General features: G+C 73.5%; 16 protein-coding genes and 1 pseudogene. 10 read left to right on the top strand and 7 right to left on the bottom strand.

Annotation, left to right across the window (positions count from 1 at the left end):
• The first annotated feature begins 98 nt into the window (after nt 1–98).
• The 5 genes from GA0070618_RS19010 (at nt 99) to GA0070618_RS18990 (ending at nt 7,095) form a co-directional block, all read left to right on the top strand.
• A complete protein-coding gene (locus tag GA0070618_RS19010; protein ID WP_088985658.1) occupies nt 99–1,910 on the top strand; it encodes an AMP-dependent synthetase/ligase in 1,812 nt (603 codons plus the stop codon).
• A gap of 14 nt (nt 1,911–1,924) precedes the next feature.
• Nucleotides 1,925–3,625, top strand: coding sequence for a sensor histidine kinase (locus GA0070618_RS19005; protein ID WP_088982833.1), 1,701 nt, complete (start codon nt 1,925–1,927; stop codon nt 3,623–3,625).
• 7 nt (nt 3,626–3,632) lie between these two features.
• Nucleotides 3,633–4,301 carry a response regulator transcription factor gene (locus GA0070618_RS19000; protein ID WP_088982832.1) on the top strand — a complete coding sequence of 223 codons (669 nt, stop codon included), beginning with the start codon at nt 3,633–3,635 and terminating at the stop codon, nt 4,299–4,301.
• Between the two features lie 186 nt (nt 4,302–4,487).
• Complete coding sequence (locus GA0070618_RS18995) at nt 4,488–5,294, top strand: SAM-dependent methyltransferase (RefSeq protein WP_088982831.1); 807 nt, start codon at nt 4,488–4,490, stop codon at nt 5,292–5,294.
• A gap of 88 nt (nt 5,295–5,382) precedes the next feature.
• Nucleotides 5,383–7,095, top strand: a complete 1,713-nt coding sequence (locus GA0070618_RS18990; protein WP_088982830.1) for a putative bifunctional diguanylate cyclase/phosphodiesterase — start codon at nt 5,383–5,385, stop codon at nt 7,093–7,095.
• A gap of 145 nt (nt 7,096–7,240) precedes the next feature.
• Here GA0070618_RS18990 and GA0070618_RS18985 read toward each other — a convergent pair whose 3' ends face one another.
• The 4 genes from GA0070618_RS18985 to GA0070618_RS18970 all read right to left on the bottom strand — a co-directional run bounded on the left by GA0070618_RS18985 (nt 7,241) and on the right by GA0070618_RS18970 (nt 11,580).
• Nucleotides 7,241–8,365 carry a glycosyltransferase family 4 protein gene (locus tag GA0070618_RS18985; RefSeq protein ID WP_088982829.1) on the bottom strand — a complete coding sequence of 375 codons (1,125 nt, stop codon included), beginning with the start codon at nt 8,363–8,365 and terminating at the stop codon, nt 7,241–7,243.
• Complete coding sequence (locus GA0070618_RS18980; RefSeq protein WP_088982828.1) at nt 8,362–9,621, bottom strand: M48 family metallopeptidase; 1,260 nt, start codon at nt 9,619–9,621, stop codon at nt 8,362–8,364. Before GA0070618_RS18980 ends, GA0070618_RS18985 begins: the two co-directional genes overlap by 4 nt.
• A gap of 138 nt (nt 9,622–9,759) precedes the next feature.
• Nucleotides 9,760–9,969, bottom strand: a complete 210-nt coding sequence (locus GA0070618_RS18975; RefSeq protein WP_088982827.1) for a hypothetical protein — start codon at nt 9,967–9,969, stop codon at nt 9,760–9,762.
• Between the two features lie 183 nt (nt 9,970–10,152).
• A complete protein-coding gene (locus GA0070618_RS18970; protein WP_088982826.1) occupies nt 10,153–11,580 on the bottom strand; it encodes an NYN domain-containing protein in 1,428 nt (475 codons plus the stop codon).
• 128 nt (nt 11,581–11,708) lie between these two features.
• Between GA0070618_RS18970 and GA0070618_RS18965 the strand changes: the two genes are divergently transcribed.
• From GA0070618_RS18965 to GA0070618_RS18945, 5 genes and pseudogenes are all read left to right on the top strand, one after another.
• Nucleotides 11,709–13,463 carry a DEDD exonuclease domain-containing protein gene (locus GA0070618_RS18965; RefSeq protein ID WP_088982825.1) on the top strand — a complete coding sequence of 585 codons (1,755 nt, stop codon included), beginning with the start codon at nt 11,709–11,711 and terminating at the stop codon, nt 13,461–13,463.
• 129 nt (nt 13,464–13,592) lie between these two features.
• Nucleotides 13,593–15,377 carry a RelA/SpoT family protein gene (locus GA0070618_RS18960; RefSeq protein ID WP_088985657.1) on the top strand — a complete coding sequence of 595 codons (1,785 nt, stop codon included), beginning with the start codon at nt 13,593–13,595 and terminating at the stop codon, nt 15,375–15,377.
• A gap of 55 nt (nt 15,378–15,432) precedes the next feature.
• Nucleotides 15,433–15,954: pseudogene (locus tag GA0070618_RS18955) on the top strand (NUDIX hydrolase); the annotation flags it as partial.
• Between the two features lie 149 nt (nt 15,955–16,103).
• A complete protein-coding gene (locus tag GA0070618_RS18950; protein ID WP_088985656.1) occupies nt 16,104–16,952 on the top strand; it encodes a nucleotidyltransferase family protein in 849 nt (282 codons plus the stop codon).
• A 307-nt stretch (nt 16,953–17,259) separates the two neighbouring features.
• Nucleotides 17,260–17,547 (top strand): Lrp/AsnC family transcriptional regulator, encoded by a 288-nt coding sequence (locus GA0070618_RS18945; protein WP_088982823.1) that lies wholly within the window; start codon nt 17,260–17,262, stop codon nt 17,545–17,547.
• A gap of 122 nt (nt 17,548–17,669) precedes the next feature.
• Here GA0070618_RS18945 and GA0070618_RS18940 read toward each other — a convergent pair whose 3' ends face one another.
• From GA0070618_RS18940 to qcrA, 3 genes are all read right to left on the bottom strand, one after another.
• Nucleotides 17,670–18,407, bottom strand: coding sequence for a DUF4142 domain-containing protein (locus GA0070618_RS18940; RefSeq protein WP_088982822.1), 738 nt, complete (start codon nt 18,405–18,407; stop codon nt 17,670–17,672).
• Between the two features lie 180 nt (nt 18,408–18,587).
• A complete protein-coding gene (gene qcrB / locus GA0070618_RS18935) occupies nt 18,588–20,213 on the bottom strand; it encodes a cytochrome bc1 complex cytochrome b subunit (RefSeq protein WP_088982821.1) in 1,626 nt (541 codons plus the stop codon).
• On the bottom strand, nt 20,210–21,289 hold the full coding sequence (gene qcrA, locus GA0070618_RS18930; protein ID WP_088982820.1) for a cytochrome bc1 complex Rieske iron-sulfur subunit: 1,080 nt from the start codon (nt 21,287–21,289) through the stop codon (nt 20,210–20,212). The genes qcrB and qcrA overlap by 4 nt, the downstream gene beginning before the upstream one ends.
• Nucleotides 21,290–21,299: the final 10 nt, after the last annotated feature.

Here is a 21,299-nt window from a genome sequence, read left to right as displayed (position 1 = left end):
CGGTCCACCTGCTGACCGGGGGTTGCGGGTAGGTTTCGACGAGGCCGTCCCTCCTCGCTGACGGCCCGGCCGACCGTCCGCGAGCACGAGGAGTGCAGGTGCGCGAGTTCTCCGTCCCACCGATCGTCACCGTCGGCGACGCGGCCAACCTCACCGACCCGGTCTGGGCGAACGCCGACGCCGCACCGGACGCGGTGCAGTTCGCGCGGCCGGTGCCGGCAGCCGACGGGACGGGCCGGACCTGGACGGACGTGACCTGCCGGCAGTTCCGTGACGAGGTGGTCGCGGTGGCCCGGGGCCTGGTCGCGGCCGGCATCACCCGGGGCTCCCGGGTCGGGTTGATGAGCCGCACCCGCTACGAGTGGACCCTGTTCGACTACGCCATCTGGGCGGCCGGCGCGGTGACCGTGCCGATCTACGAGACCTCCAGCGCCGAGCAGGCCGCCTGGATCCTGGCCGACTCCGGAGCGGTCGCCTGCGTGGTGGAGACCACCGCGCACGCCACCCTGGTCGCCGGGGTCTCCGACCGGCTGCCCGAACTCGACCGGGTCTGGCAGATCGACCTCGGGGCGGTGGACGAACTGGTCACCCTGGGCGCGCCGGTCGACCCCCGGGAGATCGAACGGCTCCGCAAGGAGGTCCGCGCCGACGACGTCGCCACCATCATCTACACCAGCGGCACCACCGGCCGCCCCAAGGGCTGCGTGCTGACCCACCGCAACATGTACGCCGACATCGCCAACGCCGTCCCGGTGCTGCCGAACCTGTTCAACGCCGGCGCGTCCACCCTGCTCTTCCTGCCGCTGGCGCACGCCTTCGCCCGGCTCGTCCAGATCGGCGTGGTGCACGCCCGCGCCACCATGGCGCACTGCGCCGACACCACGAACCTGGTCGCGGAGTTGCAGGAGTTCCGCCCGAGCTTCGTGCTCTCGGTGCCCCGGGTCTTCGAGAAGGTCTACAACGGGGCCCGGCAGAAGGCCCAGGCCGAGGGGAAGGGCCGGATCTTCGACCGGGCCGAGGCGGTGGCGATCGCCTGGAGCGAGGCGCAGGACCGGCCGGGCGGCCCGGGGCTGGCCCTGCGGGCGCAGCACGCGCTCTTCGACCGGTTGGTCTACCGGAAGCTGCGCGCCGCGCTCGGCGGCCGGTGCCGGGACGCCATCTCCGGCGGCGCCCCGCTCGGCGCCCGGCTCGGGCACTTCTTCCGCGGCATCGGGGTGACGATCCTGGAGGGCTACGGCCTCACCGAGACCTCCCCGGCCGCCGCCGCCAACCTGCCCGACGCCACCCGGATCGGCTCGGTCGGGCGGCCGTTGCCCGGGGTCACCGTCCGCGTCGCCGACGACGGCGAGATCCTCATCGCCGGTGACCTGGTGTTCCAGGGGTACTGGCGCAACGACGAGGCGACCGCCGAGGTGCTCTCCGACGGCTGGTTCCACAGCGGGGACCTGGGCCGGCTCGACGCCGACGGCTTCCTCAGCATCACCGGCCGCAAGAAGGAGATCATCGTGACCGCGGGCGGCAAGAACGTCGCCCCCGCAGTGCTGGAGGACCAGGTGCGGGCGCACCCGCTGGTCAGCCAGTGTGTGGTGGTCGGCGACCGGCAGCCGTTCATCGCCGCGCTGATCACCGTCGACGAGGAGGCGCTGCCGAAGTGGCGGGACGCGGCCGGCCTGCCGGCCACCGCCACGGTCGACGAGCTGCGGGAGCACGAGGCACTGCGCGCCGAGATCCAGGGCGCGGTCGACGCGGCCAACCGGACCGTCTCGAAGGCCGAGGCGATCAAGGTGTTCCGGATCCTGCCGCGTGACTTCACCGAGGCGACCGGCGAGCTGACCCCGTCGCTGAAGGTGAAACGCAACGTCGTGCACGAGACGTACGCGGCCGAGATCGCCGACATCTACGCCCGCTGACTACGATCCGTCACGTGTCCGCCTCCACACCCACCCGGCCCCGGCCGCACCCGCTGGCCGTCACCGCCCGCGTGGTCATGCTCGCGCTGGTCGCCGTCCTGACCCTGATCGCCACCCGGGAGGTCGACCAGCTCTGGTGGATCGCCCTGCTGGCGCTGGCCGGCGTGCCGGCGCTGCTCGCCCCGACCGACCGGCTCCTCGGTCCGCTCAGTCGCGCCGCCGAGGTGGTGGTGCTGGGCCTGGCCGCCAGCCAGGTGGCCGCGGTGGCCACCATCGGCGGCCCGATCGGCGGGCTCGGCGCCTCGGCCGTCCTGCCCTACCTGGCCGTGCCGGTCACCGTGACCGCGCTGCGGCGCCAGTTCCGCGAGGGCGCGACGCTGCTCGCGGTCACCGCGGCCACCCTGCTGCTCAGCGGGGCACTGACCGAGGTCGGCGGCGAGCGGCAACTCGGCCAGCTCGGGTACCTCGCGGTCTGCGCCCAGTGGCTGCTGCTGGCCGGGCTCGGGCTCTACGCCGCCAGCACCCTGCACCGGGTGATGGCGGTCCGCACCGAGGTCAAACCCCAGCACCAGCCGTACGCCGAGGCGACCCGGCTGCTGACGCAGCTGCGCGGCGTCGCCCGGCAGCTCCCCGGCGCCACGCTGGACCCGGGCGGCATCTCCGAGCACCTGCTGGAGGAGTTGCGCACGGTCACCCGGGCGGACCGGGCGGCGGTGCTCTCCGCCAGCGGCGGCGGCCGGCTGGTGGTGCTCGCCCAGGTGGGCGTGGACCGGGTGGACTGGGAGACCACGCTCGACGCCGACTCGGCGATCGCCGACGCCTGGGCCAGCCAGCAGCCGCAGACCGCCAACCGGTCGCAGGCCCGCTCGCACCGGGGCGGCGACGTCTCCGCGCTGATCGTGCCGCTGGTCGCCGGGGTCCGGACGGTGGGCCTGGTGGCGTTGGAGGCGGACGTGGCGCAGGCGTACCCGGCCCCGGTGGTGGCGAAGGTGACCGCACTGACCCGCCCGGCGGCGTTGCGGCTGGAGGCGGCGCTCCTCTTCGACGAGGTGCGCTCGCTGGCCACCAACGAGGAGCGGCAGCGCCTGGCCCGCGAGATCCACGACGGGGTCGCCCAGGAGCTGGTGATGGTCGGCTACGGCATCGACAACGCCCTGGCCACCGTGCACGACGACACCGAGGAGACCGCCGAGAGCCTGCGCACGCTGCGCCAGGAGGTGACCCGGGTGATCACCGAGCTGCGGCTGAGCCTGTTCGAGCTGCGCAGCGAGGTGGACCGGCACGGCGGGCTGGCCGCCGCGATCGCCGAGTACGCGCGGACCGTCGGCGCCTCCGGCGGACTGCGGGTGCACCTGTCGCTGGACGAGTCGACCGCCCGGCTGCCCGCCGCCACCGAGGCCGAGTTGCTGCGCATCGCCCAGGAGGCGGTGACCAACGCCCGCAAGCACGCCGGCGCGTCCAACCTCTGGGTCACCTGTGAGGTGGACCCCCCGTACGCGCAGATCGAAGTGTCGGATGACGGTCAGGGAATCGCCGACCAGCGCCCGGACGGCCGGTACGGCCTTGCGATCATGGCAGAGAGGGCGGAACGTATCCGGGGCCGACTGGAGATCCGTCCACGGCAACCGAGCGGCACGACGGTGGCGGTGGTTCTCGGCACCTCGCCCCGACGCGATAACGTGCGCGGTAGCGCGACCGCAGGAGAAGGGAAGTAACCCGAGGATGACCACCAGTCCGATACCGGCCACCCGCACCAAGGTCCTCCTTGTGGACGATCATGACCTGATCCGCAAGGGCCTGCGGCACGCCTTCGAGCGGGACCGTCAGTTCGAGGTGGTCGGCGAGGCCGCCACCGCCGCCGAGGGGGTCCGGCAGGCCGGCGCGCTCCAGCCCGACGTGGTGATCATGGACCTGCGCCTGCCCGACGGCAGCGGTTTGGAGGCGACCCGGGCGCTGCGCAAGTCCAGCGCCACCATGGGCATCGTCGTGCTCACCATGTACGCCGGTGACGACCAGCTCTTCGGTGCCCTGGAGGCCGGGGCGAGCGCCTTCGTGCCGAAGACCGCGCCGGCCGACGAGGTGGTGGCCGCCGCCCGGCACGCCGCTTCCTCCCCCAGCGCCTTCACCGCCGCCGACCTGGCCGAGGCGATGAAGCGCCGGCTCGCCCCGTCCGGTCCCCAGCTCTCGCCCCGGGAGGGCCAGGTGCTGCGGCTGCTGGCCGACGGGATGAGCGTCGCCGGCATCGCCAAGCAGCTCTTCGTCAGCGAGTCGACGGCGAAGACGCACATCTCGAAGCTCTACGAGAAGCTCGGCGCCGCCAACCGGGCCCAGGCCCTGATGACCGCCCTGCGGCTGGGTCTGCTGGAGGCCCCGGACGCGCCGAAGTTCTGACGACGCCCGTCGAGCGGGGGTCCGCGTCCACCCGGGGTGGAGGACGCGGGCCCCCGTTCGTTTGCGCCCGGGGTCGGACATGAAGCCGATTTGACGTGCTCTGGTCACTCGGGCGGCGAACGGGCAGAATACCCGGGTGGCCCACGGGGGCGACCGTTGTCGTGTACGTGTCAAAAGGGGTAGGGCATGCGGCCGGACTGGGCACCCGACACCATCGACGTCGAGCGCCCGAGCGTGGCCCGCATGTACGACTACTACCTCGGGGGCTCGCACAACTTCGCCGCCGACCGGGCCGCCGCAGGGGCGATGATGGCCGCCGTCCCGGAGGCGCCGCTGATGGCCCAGGCCAACCGGGCGTTCATGCGGCGGGTCGTGCACTTCCTGGCCGAGACGGGCGTGCGCCAGTTCCTCGACATCGGTTCGGGGATCCCGACCGTCGGCAACGTGCACGAGGTCGCGCAGCGGGTCGCGCCGGACTCCCGGGTGGTGTACGTCGACGTCGACCCGGTGGCGGTCGCCCACAGCCGGGAGATCCTCAGCCGCAACGACCAGGCCGTCGTCTTCCAGGAGGACCTGCGCCGACCGGAGCGCATCCTGGACCACCCCGACCTGCACGGCCTGCTCGACCTCGCCGAACCGGTCGCCCTGATGATCGTCGCCGTGCTGCACTTCGTCGCGGACGACGACCGGCCGGCGGAGATCCTGCGCACCCTCCGGGACGCCCTCCCCCCGGGCAGTTACCTGGTCCTCTCCCAGGCCAGTGACATCGGCCAGTACGGCGACGCCCGGGCCGACGCGGAGCGGGTCTACCGCAACACGGACAACCCGCTCATCCTCCGGGACCGCGCCGAGCTGACCGCGTTCTTCGACGGTTTCGAGCTGGTCGAACCGGGTCTGGTGTGGGTGCCGGCGTGGCGGCCGGAGTTCCCCGAGCACGCCGAGGACGCCGCCCGGTCGGGGTTCCTGGGCGGGGTGGGGCGGCTCGGTGGGTGAGCCGACCCCGGCGACGGGGTCCCGCCCGTGCCCCGGCTCCTTCGCCCGCGCCTGGGCCAGGGCGGTCTCCGGCACGAGCTACCTACCGATGACGCAGGAGCAGTTGGAGGTCTTCCTCCAGGGGCTCACCGACCGGCTCGCCGACGCGATGCGCGCCGAGCCCTTCGACCCACGGGTCGGTCACCAGGTGGGGATCGAACTGGTGGCCGCGCACATCGCCTCGGCCGAAGGGCTCGGCCGGACCATCGAGATCATCCAGCTCCGGCTACTGCACGACCTCGGGCTGGTCGCCGACGACGCGGAGGACCGGCTGGCCCGGCTGCTGGCGACCGTCGCCACCGGTTACGCCCGGGCGTTGCGGGACCGGACACTCGACGCCCAGGAGTCGCTGCGCCGGGCCGCCATGATGGCGCGGGCGGAGGCCGAACGGGCGCTCCGGGAGAGCGAGGCGCGGTTCCGGCACCAGGCCACCCACGACCCGCTGACCGGCCTGCCGAACCGCACCCTGTTCACCGAGCGTCTGGCAGCGGCGATCGACCGGCGGGGCCGCGACGGCCAGCGGGTCGGCCTCTGCTTCCTCGACCTGGACCGATTCAAGGTCGTCAACGACACGCTCGGCCACCAGGTCGGCGACTCGCTGCTGGTCTCGGTGGGCCGGCGGCTGCACGAGGCGGTCGGTGACCATCTGGTGGCCCGGCTCGGTGGCGACGAGTTCGTGATCCTGGTGGAGCGGACCACCGGCACCGAGGACGTGGTCCGGGTCGCCGAGGCGGCGCTGCACGCGGTCAACCGGCCCGCCCTGGTGGACGGGCACGAGCTGACCGTCTCCGCCAGCATCGGCATCGTGGAACGTCCGGTCGCCGGCACCACCCCGAGCGACCTGATGCGGGCCGCCGACAGCACGCTGCACTGGGCGAAGGGCGCCGGCGGGGCCCGCTGGGAACTCTTCGACGTCGACCGCAACCAGCAGGAGCTGGCCCGGTACGCGCTATCCGCCGCCATCCCCGCCGCGCTGGAGCGGGGCGAGTTCTACCTGGACTACCAACCCCTGACCTCGCTGCGCGACGGCAGCGTGGTCGGGGCGGAGGCGCTGGTCCGGTGGCGTCACCCCGAGCTGGGCGAGCTGCGGCCGGACCGCTTCATCGGGCTGGCCGAGGAGACCGGCCTGATCGTGCCGCTCGGCGGCTGGGTGCTCGCCGACGCGGCGCGGGAGGCGGAGGCCTGGCCGACGGGCGGCCGGCCGCGCGCGCCGTTCGTCAGCGTCAACCTGGCCGTCCGCCAGGTGCACGGTCCGGGTCTGGTGCGGCAGGTACGGGACCTGCTGGAGGACACCGGTCTGCCGCCGGAACGGCTCCAGCTGGAGATCACCGAGAGCGCCATGATGAGCACCACCGGGGAGCCGGTACGCGCGCTGCGGACGCTGGCCGACGCCGGCGTACGGATCGCCATCGACGACTTCGGCACCGGCTACTCCAACCTCGCCTACCTGCGCGACCTGCCGGTGACCGAGCTGAAGTTCGCCGGGAACTTCGTCGCCGGGCTGCGGGGCTCCCCGAACGACCCGTCGAGCCGCACCGACGAACGGATCCTCGCCTCCCTGGTGTCGTTGGCGCACGCGCTGGACCTCACCGTCACCGCCGAGGGGGTGGAGACGGCCGCCCAGGCCGAACGGCTGCGGGCGATCGGGTGCGACGCGGCCCAGGGCTGGCACTTCGGCCGGCCGGGCCCCTCCGGGCAGATCCTCGACCTGCTGCACCGGGAACGGCAGCCCACACCGACCGTCATCGCCGCACCCCGCTGAGCCGCGCCACGGCCGGACGCCGCGGGTGCCCTGCACGCGGGGCCGAGCCCGGGGCCGCCGCTGGGCGGGGCCGGTGAGCGGTGCGGGGTCGGCCGACCAGGAGCGCGGTCAGCCGGTGAGCGGTGCGGGGTCGGCCGACCGGCGGTCAGCCGGCGAGCAGGGCGGCCAGACGTCGGGCCTGGGTCTCCCAGCGCCACTCCCGCTCCACCCAGGCCCGTCCCGCCGCGCCGAACTGACGGGCCAGGTCCCGGTCGGCGAGCAGGGTCGCCACCCGGTCGGCGAGCTGCGCGGTGTCCCGTCCGCGCACCACGTACCCGGTCTCGCCCTCGCGGACCGCGTCCGGCGCGCCGCCGGAGTCTCCGGCCACCACGGGCAGGCCGGTGGCGGACGCCTCCAGGTAGACGATGCCCAGCCCCTCCACGTCCAGCCCGCGGTTGCGGGTGCGGCAGGGCATCGCGTACACGTCGCCGGCGGCGTAGTGGGCGGGCAGCTCGGCGGCGGGGACGGTGCCGGTGAAGACCACGTCCCGCTCCACCCCCGTCTGGCGGGCGAGCTTCTCCAGGGTGCCCCGGTACGGTCCGCCTCCGACCACCAGCAGCGCGGCGTCCGGCACCCGGCGGCGGATCTCCGGCAGGGCCCGGATGAGGGTGTCCTGCCCCTTGCGCGGCACCAACCGGGAGACGCAGACCACCACCGGCCGGTCGGTCAGGCCCAGCCGCATCCGGACCGCCTCCCCGTCGACGTCCGGGTGGTACGCGTCGACGTCCACTCCCGGTGCCAGCCGTCGCAGGTCGGTCAGTCCGTGCAGGACCCGGTCGAGCCGGACCCGGGTGTAGTCGCCGAGATAGGTGATCACGTCCGCGCCCCGGCCGATGCGCCGCAGGGCCGTCCGGGCGACCGGCAGCGCGGCCCAGCCGACCTCGTGCCCGTGGGTCAGGGCCAGCACGCGGCGGATTCCGGCCCGGCGGCGCAGCCCGGGGGCGAGCAGCCCGAGCGGGGCCGCCGCCCCGAACCAGACGGTGTCGCAGTCGTACCGCCGGGCCAGCGCGGCGGCGCGCCGGGCGACCAGCGGAGTGGGCAGCAGCACCCGGGTGCGTTCCCGGACCACCTCGAACGGCTGGTCGGCGTCGAACTTCTCGGCGTCCCGCCAGGTCGACGCGTAGACCACCACCGAGCCGGCCGGCTGGTGCAGCGCCAGGTTGTGGACGAAGGACTGGATGCCCCCGGGGCGGGGCGGGAAGTCGTTCGTGATCAGCAGCGTACGGCTCATCGGCCGGTCTCCCTGGCGTGTGCGCGGGCGGCGGCCATCCGCTCCACGGTGGACGGGTGCGACGCGGAGTAGAGGTACTCCCAGCGGGGCGGATCGGGATCGGCGAGGTTCGCCCCGGCCAACCGGCGCTGCATCGCCTCGAACGTCGCCGGGTCGCCGGTGAGCGCCATCGCGTGCGCGTCGGCCCGGGCCTCGACGCGGCGGGACAGCATCGCCTGGACCGGTGTGCTCACCACCCCGACCAGGGTGACCAGCGCGAGCAGCAGCGGGAACGCCCGGGGGTCCCGGATCGAGTCGACCCCGGCCAGGCGCAGCAGCCCGCCGGCCGAGCCGAGCAGGTAGAGGACGATCACCGCCGCCGCCGCGCCGAGCGCGCCGGTGACCGTGCCGACCAGCACGTCCCGGTGCCGGGCGTGGGACAGCTCGTGGGCGACGACGCTGGTCACCTCCGCCGGCGTCGCCTCCCGCAGCAGCGTGTCGTAGACGACGATCCGGCGGGTCGGGCCGAAGCCGGAGACGTAGGCGTTGACCGCGCGGGTGCGTCGGGAGGCGTCGGCGACCAGCACGTCGCGGACCGGCACGCCGTCGCGGGCGGCGAGGTCCATCACCTCGGTCCGCAGCGGGCCGGGCTCCATCGGCGTGAACCGGTTGAAGACCGGTTCGACCAGCACCGGCAGGGCGAAGGAGAGGAGCAGCACCAGCCCGGCCGCGCCGGCCGCCCCGAACGCCCACCACCAGCGGGGGGCGAGCCGGAGCACGGTGTAGAAGCCGAGCAGCGCGACCGCGCCGACGACCGCGCTGAGCGCGTACGACTTGAGCAGGTCGACCGTCCAGCCACCCCAGCCGTGGGTGCTCATCCCGTACCGGGTGAGGACCGCCTGCCGCCACGCGGCGAACGGAAGGGTGACCAGGTCGGCGACGAGCACCACGGCGAGCCCGCCGGCCAGCGCCTCGGCGGTCCAGTGCCCGCCGAAGGGGCGCCCGGCCAGCTCGACCAGGCGCGCGCCCAGCGGGGTGAGCCCGAGCAGGAGCGCCACCAGCAGCCCGACGGCCAGGGCGGCCCAGCCGCCGGGGCGCAGCGCGGCACGGAACTCACGGGCCCGCTCCACCTGGTCGACGGGGAGATCCCGCAGGGCGGCGAGCTGGTCGGCGCGGGGCGCGGGCGGGCGGTGCCACGGGATCAGCAGCGCCACGGTGAGCAGTCCGGCGGTGACCAGGACCGCGAGGGTGAGCACCGCCCAGCCGCGCGGGCTCACCGGCGTGCCCCGCCGCGTACCCGAACCATGCCGTCTCCCTCTCGCCGTGACCGCCCATCCTAGGGCCCGGCCGGAGCGGGCGGAGATCTCGGTGGAAAGTGGCCCGGACGGGTCGATCCGGCCAGGGCCCGGGCGATGCTACGCGGCGCGGAACGGACGGACGGGCGCGGCCGGGACGGTCGCCGGGAGGATCTCGACCTCGAAGCCGGCGCGGGCGAGGACCTCGACCGCGTGCTGCTCGGCGGCGCCGAGCCCGGCGACCTGTTCCGGCGTGTCGAACAGCACGGTGACCAGGCAGTCGGCACAGCCACGGTGTCGGATCTCGCATCTGGCGCAGTCGATGAGCATGGCTTCCTCCCGAAGCGGTGCGGTGCGGCACCCGGGCGACCGCCGCGCGGCCTCCCGACCTTCCAACCACCCAGCCCTCCGGACACCGGCCACCGCGACACCGCCACCCGGACACCGGCGGCCACGGGCACCGTCGGTGACCCCGACGCTACGCCGGGGGTACGACAGGTTCGCGCCGGTCGCTCAGGAACGGGCCAGGCGGCGCAGCAGCGCGTCCGCGCCGAGGGGGTAGGCCCCGTGCCGCCGGACGCCGTCGGCGACCTCCCGGTCGGAGGAGACCACCACCACCGGACGCCCCGGCGGCTCGGCCCGGACCAGCCGGCGAATCAACTCGTCGGCGGTCTCCCCCTTGCGGGAGAAGAGCACCCGCACCCCGCGCGGCGTCGGCGGCAGCCCGTGCATCCGCTCCGCGCCGTCGAAGACCACGGTCACCTCGTCCCCGGTCTGCGCGGCGATCCCGCCCAGCCCGGTGATCAGCCGCTTGCGCTGCTGTTCCAGGGACATCTCGCCGAACCCACGCTTGGTCACGTTGTAGCCGTCCACCACCAGGTGCGCCTTGGGCAGGGCGAGCAGCTGGTCCAGCCGGGCCGGGTCGTCGGTGTCCCGGGCCCGCGCGGACGGGCCGGCCGGGGCGGCGGTGGGCTGGTCGGCGAAGGCGTCGGCGACGAAGTCGGCGGGGAGCCGGTCCACCGGGTCCAGGGCCAGTTCCCGGCGCAGACCGACGGCGGCCTGGCCGATCGTCTCCAGCAGCAGCCAGAGCTTCGCGTCGTCGACCGACCGGGCCTCCTTGGCGCTGGCTCGGGCGACACCGGCGACGGCCTCCGCCTCGGCCAGCCGGGTCCGGACCCGGCGCAGCTCGGCGTCGGCGTCCGCGGCGGCCCGGCTGGCCCGGCCCCGTTCGGTGGCGAGCAGCTCGTTGGCCCGGCGTTCCCGGGACTGGGTCTCACGCAGCGTCCGGGCCAGCACCCGGTGCTCCTCGCGGAGCTGGCCCAGCTCGTCGCGGACCCGGGCCAGTTCGTCGCGGAGCTTCTCCGCCTCCACCCGGGCCACGGCCCGGTCGTGTTCGGCCCGGGTGGCCCGCTGTTCGGCCTCGCGGACCAGTTCGGCGACGACCGCGCTGTCCGCCTCGGCGCGTACCGCCGCGCCGCTGGCGTCGACCAGGTCACGCCAGCCCGCCGGGCGGGCGAGGTACGCCAGCGCGGCCACCTCGACCGGGTCGGCGGCGGCCGGGGCCGTCCCCTCGACCACGGCGGCACCGAGGTCACCGGCGTCGGCGAGCACCCGGGCGGTGACCCGTTGCCGGAACAGCGGATCGGCGGTGAGCTGGGCGGCGATGGCCGGCGCACCGAGCCGGGCACGCCGGTTGGGGGCGAACTTGGCCACCCGGCGCAGCGGCACGGGAACCTCGTCGGCCGGCAGGCCGGGCAGCACCGCCGCGGTCAGCGCGACGATCCGCTGCCGGACCGGCTCGGGCAGCACCGGCTCGGGTTCCGAACTCCCCGCCTCCGGCGTGCGCGCAGCCGTGTCTTCGCCGCCATCGGCGGCGTCGAGCCCCGTGGCGACCGTCCCCGGGTCGGGGGTGTGGTCGTCGTACGGCTCGGTGAGGGGCATGTGGCAAGTCTCCCACCGCGAGCGGGCCCACCGCCCGGTGAGTGAGCCGATCTCTCATCCTAGTCGCGTGGTAACGCCCGGGGCACGTGTTGCGGGAGTGTCGGACCAGGGCACTACCGTGCCGAGGCGTGACCGCAGGGGAATACGTGCAGGAGACGCTGGCCGGGCTGGGTCCGGCCGGCGAGGGGACGGATCCCGATCTCCCGCTGCACGCGGTGACCTTCGTCGTGGTCGACCTGGAGACCACCGGCGGGGCGCCGGACGGCGGCGGGATCACCGAGATCGGCGCGGTGAAGGTCCGGGGCGGCGAGGAGCTGGGGGTGCTCGGCACCCTGGTCAACCCCGGGCAGCCGATCCCGGCGTTCATCACCGTGCTCACCGGCATCACCGAGGCGATGCTGCTGCCGGCGCCCCCGATCGAGGCGGTGCTGCCGAGCTTCCTGGAGTTCCTCGCCGACGCGGTGCTGGTCGCCCACAACGCGCCGTACGACGTGGGTTTCCTCAAGGCCGCCTGCGCGAAACACGGCCACCGCTGGCCCAACCCCCGGGTGCTCGACACCGCCGCGCTCGCCCGCCGGGTGCTCACCCGCGACGAGGTGCCCAACCGCAAGCTGGGCACCCTCGCCGCGTACTTCCGCACCGCCACCCAGCCGAACCACCGGGCGCTGGACGACGCCCGGGCGACGGTGGACGTGCTACACGGGCTGATCGGCCGGCTCGGCGGGCACCGGGTGCACACCCTGGGCGAGGCGATCGAGTTCGCCCGGGCGGTCACCCCCACCCAGCGCCGCAAGCGCTACCTCGCCGACGGGCTACCCAAGGCCCCCGGGGTCTACATCTTCCGGGCCGCCGACGACCGGCCGCTCTACGTCGGCACCTCCGGCGACATCGCCACCCGGGTGCGCAGCTACTTCACCGCCGCCGAGAAGCGGGCCCGGATGTCGGAGATGCTGGCCGCCGCCGAACGGGTGGAGGCGGTCGAGTGCGCCCACCCCCTGGAGGCCGAGGTACGCGAGCTGCGGCTGATCGCCGCGCACGCCCCGCCGTACAACCGGCGGTCGAAGTTCCCCGAGCGGATGCTGTGGCTCAAGCTCACCGACGGGCCGTACCCGCGCCTGTCGGTGGTCCGGGAGATCGGCCCGGCCGACGTGGCCTACCTGGGGCCGTTCGGCTCCCGCCGGGCGGCGGAACTGGCGGCGGCCGGGTTCCACGACGCGCTGCCGCTGCGTCAGTGCACCCACCGGCTCTCGCTGCGCACGGTCACACCGGCCTGCGCGCTGGCCGAGCTGGGTCGCTGTCCGGCGCCCTGCGAACACCGGATCACCCCCGAGGAGTACGACCACCGCGCGGCGGCGCCGTTCCGCTCCGCCACCGCCGCCGACCCGCAGCCGGTGGTGGACGCGCTGCTGGCCCGGATCGAGGCGCTCGCCGGGGCACAGCGGTACGAGGAGGCGGCGGTGGTCCGCGCGCGGCTGGCGGCGGTGCTCCGGGCGACCGTACGGATGCAGCGGCTGGCCGGACTGACCCGGATCGCCGAGCTGGCCGCCGCGCACCCCGCGCCCGGCGGCGGCTGGCAGCTGGCCCTGGTGCGACACGGCCGGCTGGCCGGAGCCGGGGTCTCCCCGCCGGGCGTCCACCCGCGACCCACGTTGCAGGTGATCCGGGCCACCGCCGAGACGGTCTCCCCCGGGCACGGTCCGGTCCCCGCGGCCACCGCCGAGGAGACCGAGCGCATCCTGTCCTGGTTGGAGCGACCGGAGACCAGGCTGGTGGAGTCCTCCGCCGGTTGGTCCTCCCCGGTGGCCGGTGCGGCCCGGTTCCGGGCCCTGCTGACGAAGGCAGATCAGGCGGTGTCGGCCCAACTATCGACCGAACGCCCATGAGCAAGTAACCGATCGGATGACGTCACCTCACATAGGCTGTTAGAGAAGTGCAGTCCTGCCCGATTCGTGGGCCTGCTCCCGGACGCCGGTCACCGGCGGCCGTGGGGCCGGGGTGAGGAGGTGTCCCAGGTGGACGTCGACGCCGGACACGGCGCCGCCCTGGGGGGCGCCCTTCCCACACCCGCCGGCGAGCTGCCGCTGGCCCGCCGACTGCGGTCCCTGCTCTCCTGGCCGACCACCGACAACGACCCGGTCAACCCGCTGGTCCGGGCGCACCGCGGCATCCATCCCAGCGCCGACACGGCGGTGCTGCGCAAGGCGTACTCCATCGCGGAGAACATGCACCGCGGCCAGTTCCGCAAGAGCGGCGAGCCGTACATCACCCACCCGCTGGCGGTGGCGGAGATCTGCGCCGACCTCGGCATGGACACCACCACCCTGGTCGCCGCGCTGCTGCACGACACCGTGGAGGACACCCGCTACACCCTCCAGGCGCTCGCCGAGGACTTCGGTCCCGAGGTGGCGCACCTGGTCGACGGGGTCACCAAGTTCGACAAGGCGTTCTACGGCAAGGCCGCCGAGGCGGAGACCACCCGCAAGATGATCATCGCGGCCGGCAAGGACGTCCGGGTGCTCATCATCAAGCTGGCCGACCGGCTGCACAACATGCGCACCCTCGGCGTCCGCTCGGCGGCGTCCCGCAACCGGATCGCCACCAAGACCCTCGACGTGCTGGTGCCGCTCTGCGACCGGCTCGGCATCCAGGCCCTCAAACGGGAGCTGGACGACGTGGTGCTGCTGCACCTCCAGCCGGAGGAGTACACCCGCATCCAGCGCCACGTGCACGACCGGCCGGGCTGGGACGCGTACCTGCGCGAGGTGGTCGCCCGGAGCCGGGTGGCGCTGCGCCGCAGCAAGGTCGACGCCACCGTCGCCCCCCGCCCGCGCCACCTCTACTCGATCTGGAAGGACACCGTGGCCCGGGGCGACACCGTCCCGTTCGACCTGCCCCGGATCGCGATCGTGGTGGATGGCCCGGCCACCGACTGTTACGCGGCGCTCGGCGCGGTGCACGGGCTCTGGCGGCCGGTGCCGGGCCGCTTCAAGGACTTCATCGCCTCCCCGAAGAACAACCTCTACCGTTCGCTGCACACCACGGTGCGCGGCCCGCAGGACCGCACGGTCGAGGTGCTGATCCGCACCGAGGAGATGCACCGCCTGGCCGAGTACGGCGTCGCCGCCGACTTCCGCTTCCCCCGCACCGACGGGACGGCGGTACGCGCCCGGCAGCTGGACTGGCTGCGCCGGGTGCTCGACTGGGAGCAGGACGCCCCCGACCCGAACCAGTTCCTCCATTCGTTGCGTTGCGACCTCGCCGAGGCCCAGATCCAGGTCTTCGCCGACGGGCGGCAGGTCGTGCTGCCGGCCGGCGCGACGCCCGTCGACCTGGCGTACGAGCTGGGCACCGAACGGGGCGACCGATGTCTCGCCGCGAAGATCAACGGTCGGCTCGCCCCGCTGTCGTCCGAACTGGACGAGGGCGACGTGGTGGAGATCTTCACCGAGACCGACGACCAGGGCTTCGACGCGCTGGCCGCCCCCCGGGGACCCCGCCGCGAGTGGCTGGACTTCGTCAAGTCGCCCCACGCCCAGATGCAGATCAACCGGTGGTTCGCCGAGCACACCGAACCGGGCATCTCGATCGCCGACAAGGTCCGCCTGGGCCGGGCCACCATCGGGCTGGCGCTGCGCCGGCACGACCGGGGCCTGGCCAGCGACCTGCCGCTGCTGCGGCTCTCCGAGGAACTGGGCTACCCCGACCTGGAAACGATGTTGGTCGCCGTCTTCGACCGGGTGCTCGACCCGGACGCCGTCGTCACGCAGCTCATCGACCTGGTCGACCACCGACAGTGAGGGATTCTCTCCCCCGGTGACCCGGCCACCGCACCGGGGCCACTAACCTGGAGTCATGATCCCCCGCTCCCGGGCAGTCGTCCGGGCCGTCGTCTACCGGACCTTCTACCGCCTGCCGGTGTCTCTGCGCCGGCGGCTGGTCCGGCTGGCCGTGCCGAAGTACATCGTCGGCGCGGTCACCCTGGTCCGGGACGCCGAGGCGGACGGCGCGGGTCGCCTCCTGCTGCTGCGCCAGCCCCCCGGCCACAGCTGGAGCCTCCCCGCCGGGCTGCTGCGCCGGGGTGAGGCCCCGGTGGTGGGCGCGGCCCGCGAGCTGGCCGAGGAGTCCGGGGTCCGACTCTCCCCCGACCAGTTGCGTCCCGCCGTGCCGAACGCGGTGGTGCACGCCCTGGGCTGGGTGGACGTGGTCTTCGAGGCGGAGGTGCCGGCGTCGCGGACCGAACTGGTGGTCGACGGCGCGGAGGTCTTCGAGGCCGCCTGGCACCCGCTGGACGACCTGCCCAGGCTGAGCCGGGCCACCGCCCGGTTGCTCGGGTACTACGGCATCGGACCGCTTGCCGGCCAGGACCCGCCCTCCAGCCAGCACCCGCCCTCCGGTAAGCACCAGTCGAAGGGCCAGGACCCGCCGTCCGGCCAGCGCCCACCGGAGGACCAGGTACCGCCGTCCGGCCAGGAGCCGCCGGACGGGCGGCCCGCAGCGTGACCCCCTCCGGAGAGACCCGCGGAGTGACCACCTCCGGAGAGATCTGCGCGGTGGTGCTCGCCGCCGGGGAGGGCACCCGGCTGCGCCCGCTGACCGAACACGTGCCCAAGGCACTCTGCCCGGTGGGCAACGTCACGCTGCTGGGCCGGGCTCTGGCCCGGGTCGCCGGCCTCGGTCTGACCGGCCCGGACACGGTCGCGGTGAACGCCTGCTATCTCGGCGGGCAGGTGGTCGACCGGGTCGGCTCCCGCGCGCACCTCTCGGTCGAGCCGGGCGATCCACTCGGTACGGCCGGCGGGATCGGCAACCTGCGGGACTGGATCGCCGGCCGGGGCGTACTGGTCGGCAACGCGGACGCCTACCTGGCCGATCCGCACGCCGCACCCGGTCCGGACATCGCCGCCCTGCTCGACGGCTGGGACGGCGAGACCGTCCGCCTGCTCGGCCAGCCGGCGCCCGACCCCCGTGAACCCGGCACCTTCAGCGGCCACCGGTTCGTCGGTTTCTCCCTGCTGCCCTGGCAGCGGGTCCGTGACCTGCCGCCGACCTTCGGCGACCTGGTCCGGACCGTCTGGCGGCCCGCCGAGGCAGCCGGGGCGCTGGAGGTGGTGGCCTTTCCCGGCACCTTCTACGACACCGGCACCCCCGGCGACTACCTCGCCGCGAACCTGCACGCTGCCGGGGACGGCAACCTGATCGACCCGGCCGCCACGGTGACCGGCCACTGCGAACGATCGGTGGTCGGCGCGGACGCGGTGGTGGCCGGCGCGGTGACCCGTTCGGTGGTCTGGCCCGGCGCCACCGTCCGCCCCGACGAGCGGCTGCACGGGGTGATCCGCGCCGCCCACGGCCTCACCGTCACCACCTGCTGACGCCCGGGAGCCCACCCGCCCCTCGCGGCTCACCGCTGCACTGCTCGCCGCTTCACCGCTCGCCGCCTTCCGCTCACCGCTGCACTGCTCGCCGCTCGCAGGGGCTTGCGTGGTAGCAGGGGTCCCCTGTTACCGCTTTTTGTCGTGCAGGGGCCCCTGCTACCACCCAACGCGGCACGGCGTCTGCGGGGCGGGGAGGGCGACGGTGGGATCCGGCGACCGGGCGGTGTCGTCGCCCGGCTGGCGGAGTCCGGGAACTCGCCAGCCACTAGCATGGGCCTGACGTCGACGAACGGAGAGATCGCCCGTGATCACCGCCATCGTGCTGATCGACTGCGCCACCGACGCGATCCCCGAGGTGGCCGAGGCACTGGCCGCCCTGCCCGGGGTCAGCGAGGTCTACTCGGTGGCCGGTCACGTGGACCTCATCGCCATGGTCCGGGTACGCGAGTTCGAGCAGATCGCCCAGGTGATCGCCGGCCGCATCTCCAAGGTCCCCGGGGTGATCAACACCGAGTCGCACATCGCCTTCCGGGCGTACTCCCAGCACGACCTGGAGGAGGCGTTCGCGATCGGGCTGGCCAACGCCGACTGAGGCCACTCCGGGCCGGGCCCGCTCAGGGTTCGGCGCGGGCCACGGCACCCGGCCGACACCGGATCTCCGGCGCACACACGTACGCCGGCCCACCCGGAGGTGGACCGGCGCTCGTGCGATGGTCAGCTACTGGTCGGGGCCGGCGACTCGGTGACGCCGCCCTGCCCCGGGCCGGTGGTACCGCCCTGACCCGGGCCGGTGGTGCCGCCCGGAGCCGGCGTGGTGGCCGTACCCCCCGGAGCGCTCGGCGAGCCCGGTCCGGTCACCGACGGGGTCGGCGCGGGCGTCCCGCTGCCACCCGGCCCCGGGGTGCCACTGGCACTGGCCTGCGGCACCGGCACGCCCAGTTCCTCCGCCAGCGTCACCAACTCGTCGTAGTGCGCCTGGAGCACCGGCAGGGCGTCCTGGGCCAGCTGGACCACCGACTGCTCGGCGCCCTGCGAGATCTCCGTCTGGGTGGCCTGGATGGCCTGGACGTGCCCGGCCAGTTCGGAGGTCACCCACTGCCGGTCGAACTCGGCACCGTTGACGTTGTTCAGCTGGTCCACCACGGCCTGCTGGTCGGCGGTCGGCTCGGTCGGCAGGTCCACCCCGAGCTGCTTCGCCGTGTCCTGCACGGTCTGGTCGAGCTGGGTGTGGTCGGTGACGAACTTGGCGCCCAGGTCCTTGACGCCCTGGTTCTGCCCCTTCTGCTCGGCCAGCTTCCCGGTGACGATCTCGGCCAGGTTGACCTGGTGGATCGCCTGTAGGTACTGCCGGTCCTGGGTCGACGGCTGGGCCTGCGCCTGGGCTGCGGCGGCCGGCGCCAGCCCGACCAGCGTCAGGGCGGCCACCACCCCGAGCCGTTTGATACCCAACATGTTCCCTCCCCGTGGTCGTTGGACCGCACGGATACCCGGCTGGCCGGGTTTAACCCCCGACACCGCAGGGGCCGACGGACAACTCGTTCAGCTAGCCGTCCGACGGACCGGGGCGGAAACGGGCGTGGCGCCCGCCGGTGATCCGGCGGGCGCCACGGGTGCTGCGGTCGGGTCGGGCGATCAGTGGCGGCTCGGGCCGCTGCCGATCTCCTCCCGCTCGGGACGGGCCTCCACGGGCGGGTGCCCCGGGGAGACCGGTGCCTCGACCGGCTTCTCGATCGGGTAGAAGAAGCCCTTGATGGCCGGGCCGAGCGCACCGAGTCGGTTCATCTTCTTCGGTACCACCCAGCCGACGTACTCCAGCTCGCCGTGGCCGTGGCCGTCCACCGCGCTGAGCGGCTGGTGGACCTCCTCGAACCGGCCGTCCGGCAGCCGCCGGATGATGCCGGTCTCCACGCCGTGCGCGAGGACCTCGCGGTCGTGCTGCTGAAGGCCGAGACAGATCCGGTACGTGACGTAGTACGCCAACGGCGGCAGGATCAGCAGGCCGATCCGGCCGGCCCAGGTCATCGCGTTCAGGCTGATCAGGAACTTGTCCGCGATCACGTCGTTGGCACCGGAGAGCGTCAGGACGAGGTAGAAGGCGATGGCCATCGCACCCAGACCGGTGCGGTGCGGGACGTCCCGGGGGCGCTGGAGCAGGTTGTGCGCCCGGTAGTCCTTGAGTTGGCGGGCCTCGACGAACGGATAGAGCATCGACAGACCCACCAGGATGCCGGGTAGCACCACCGTCGGCCAGAACAGCGGTGGGATCACGTAGCCGTCGCCGATCGGGATGTTGATCTCCCAGGCGGGCATCAGTCGGGTCGAGCCGTCGAGGAACATGACGTACCAGTCGGGCTGGCTCGCCGCCGACACCACCCACGCCTCGTACGGGCCGAACAGCCAGATCGGGTTGATCTGGAACAGACCGCCCATCAGCGCGATGACGCCGAAGACGACCATGAAGAAGCCGCCCTGCTTGAGCGCGTAGCGCGGGAACATCCGCTCGCCGACCACGTTGTCGTTGGTCCGGCCGGGGCCGGGCCATTGGGTGTGCTTCTGCTTGAAGACCAGGCCGACGTGGGCACCGATCAGCGCCACCAGCAGGCCGGGGATCAGCAGCACGTGGGCGATGTAGAACCGGCTGATGATGATGTCGCCGGGGAACTCGCCACCGAAGATCGACGAGGTGACCCAGGAGCCGATCACCGGGATGGAGAGCATGATCGCCGAGGCGATCCGCAGGCCGGTGCCGGAGAGGCCGTCGTCCGGGAGCGAGTAGCCGGTGAAGCCGGCCAGGAAGCCCACCCAGAAGAGCAGCGAACCGATGATCCAGTTGGCCTCACGCGGCTTGCGGAACGCGCCGGTGAAGAAGACCCGGAGCATGTGCACCACGATCGCGGCCATGAACAGCAGGGCGGACCAGTGGTGCATCTGCCGCATGATCAGGCCGCCCCGGACGTCGAACGAGATGTCCAGGCTGGAGGCGTAGGCCGCCGACATCGGCGTGCCGCGCAGCGGCGCGTAGCTGCCGTTGTAGATGACCTCGGTGAGCGCGGGCTCGAAGAAGAAGGTCAGGAAGACACCGGTCAGCAGCAGGACGATGAACGAGAAGAGCGCGATCTCGCCCAGAAGGAAGGACCAGTGGTCGGGGAAGACCTTGTTGAGCACCCGGCGCAGCGGGGTCGACACGCCGAACCGGTCGTCAACTCCGGCAGCCGCCTTTCCCGGCACCGCTGCCATGTCAAACTTTCGGCGCTTCATGGCCGCTCCCAGAAGTCGGGCCCGACGGTCTCGGTGTAGTCGGACTTTGCCACGAAGAAGCCCTCGTCGTCCACCTCGATCGGCAGCTGCGGCAGGCGGCGGCTGGCCGGACCGAAGATGGGTCGGGCGTTGTCGGTGATCAGGAACTGCGACTGGTGGCAGGGGCAGAGCAGCCGGTTGGTCTGCTGCTCGTAGAGGCTGGCCGGGCAGCCCGCGTGCGTGCAGATCTTGGAGTACGCGGCGTAGTTGCCCCACATGTAGTCGCCGTGGCCCTCCCGCTCGTTGGCCGCACGCGCCTCGACGGCGTCGGACTCCCGCAGGTGGATCAGCAGCGTCACCGAGTCGGCGTGCTTGTTGCTCACCCCGTGCTCGATGCCGGGGAAGACGGTGATCTGGCCACCGGCGCTGACATCGGCCGGACGGACCGGGCGGCCGTCCTCGCGGACCAGGCGGATCTTCTCGCCGTTCTCACCGGGGTGGAAGCCGGTGGTGAACATCTGGTTGTTCTCGTGCGGCTGCTTGATCAGGCCACCGACCAGCGGCGCGGCGGCGACCGCGCCGACCGGCGCGAGACCGGCCAGCAGCGAGATCCCCAGCAGCGGACGACGCTTCACGCCCAGCTCGTCGGCGACGAAGAGCATGGTCTGCCCAGTGATCTTGCGACCCTCCTGGTCCACCTCGCCCTCGTGCCGGTCCTGGATGGCGACCTCCTTGGGCAGCAGCTTCTTGCCCCAGGTGAGGATGCCGAAGCCGATGCCGAGCAGGGCCACGCCGAGCGTCAGGCCGAGCAGCGGGGTGTAGAACTTGTCCCCGCCGTGACCCGGCTCGTACTGCCAGGGCCACCAGATGTAGACCACCAGGAAGGCGGTCGCGGCGAGCCCGGTCAGCAGGAAGAAGGAGGCGACCAGGCGGGTGGTGCGGCGCTCGGCCTTGCTGCCCGGGACGAACTGCGGCTCGTAGTGGACGATCTCGATGTCGTCCCGGCGCAGCCCCTCCTGGACGACGTCGAACCGGGTCAGCTCCGGGTCGTCCAGGTCGATCGGCTCCCGAGCCGACTTCTCGGTGTGCGTGCTCATGCCGTCACCT

The organism is Micromonospora echinospora, from assembly GCF_900091495.1.
Lineage (GTDB): Bacteria > Actinomycetota > Actinomycetes > Mycobacteriales > Micromonosporaceae > Micromonospora > Micromonospora echinospora.
Note: the sequence above shows the minus strand (reverse complement) of the source record. Positions and strands in the feature narration are given on the sequence as shown.

Excerpts from the sequence above, each read along its gene's own strand:
- GA0070618_RS19000 (WP_088982832.1), top strand. The coding sequence starts at position 3,633 with ATGACCACCAGTCCGATACCGGCCACCCGCACCAAGGTCCTCCTTGTG.
- GA0070618_RS18995 (WP_088982831.1), top strand. The coding sequence starts at position 4,488 with ATGCGGCCGGACTGGGCACCCGACACCATCGACGTCGAGCGCCCGAGC.
- GA0070618_RS18990 (WP_088982830.1), top strand. The coding sequence starts at position 5,383 with ATGACGCAGGAGCAGTTGGAGGTCTTCCTCCAGGGGCTCACCGACCGG.
- GA0070618_RS18985 (WP_088982829.1), bottom strand. The coding sequence starts at position 8,365 with ATGAGCCGTACGCTGCTGATCACGAACGACTTCCCGCCCCGCCCCGGG.
- GA0070618_RS18975 (WP_088982827.1), bottom strand. The coding sequence starts at position 9,969 with ATGCTCATCGACTGCGCCAGATGCGAGATCCGACACCGTGGCTGTGCC.
- GA0070618_RS18970 (WP_088982826.1), bottom strand. The coding sequence starts at position 11,580 with ATGCCCCTCACCGAGCCGTACGACGACCACACCCCCGACCCGGGGACG.
- GA0070618_RS18940 (WP_088982822.1), bottom strand. The coding sequence starts at position 18,407 with ATGTTGGGTATCAAACGGCTCGGGGTGGTGGCCGCCCTGACGCTGGTC.
- qcrB (WP_088982821.1), bottom strand. The coding sequence starts at position 20,213 with ATGAAGCGCCGAAAGTTTGACATGGCAGCGGTGCCGGGAAAGGCGGCT.
- qcrA (WP_088982820.1), bottom strand. The coding sequence starts at position 21,289 with ATGAGCACGCACACCGAGAAGTCGGCTCGGGAGCCGATCGACCTGGAC.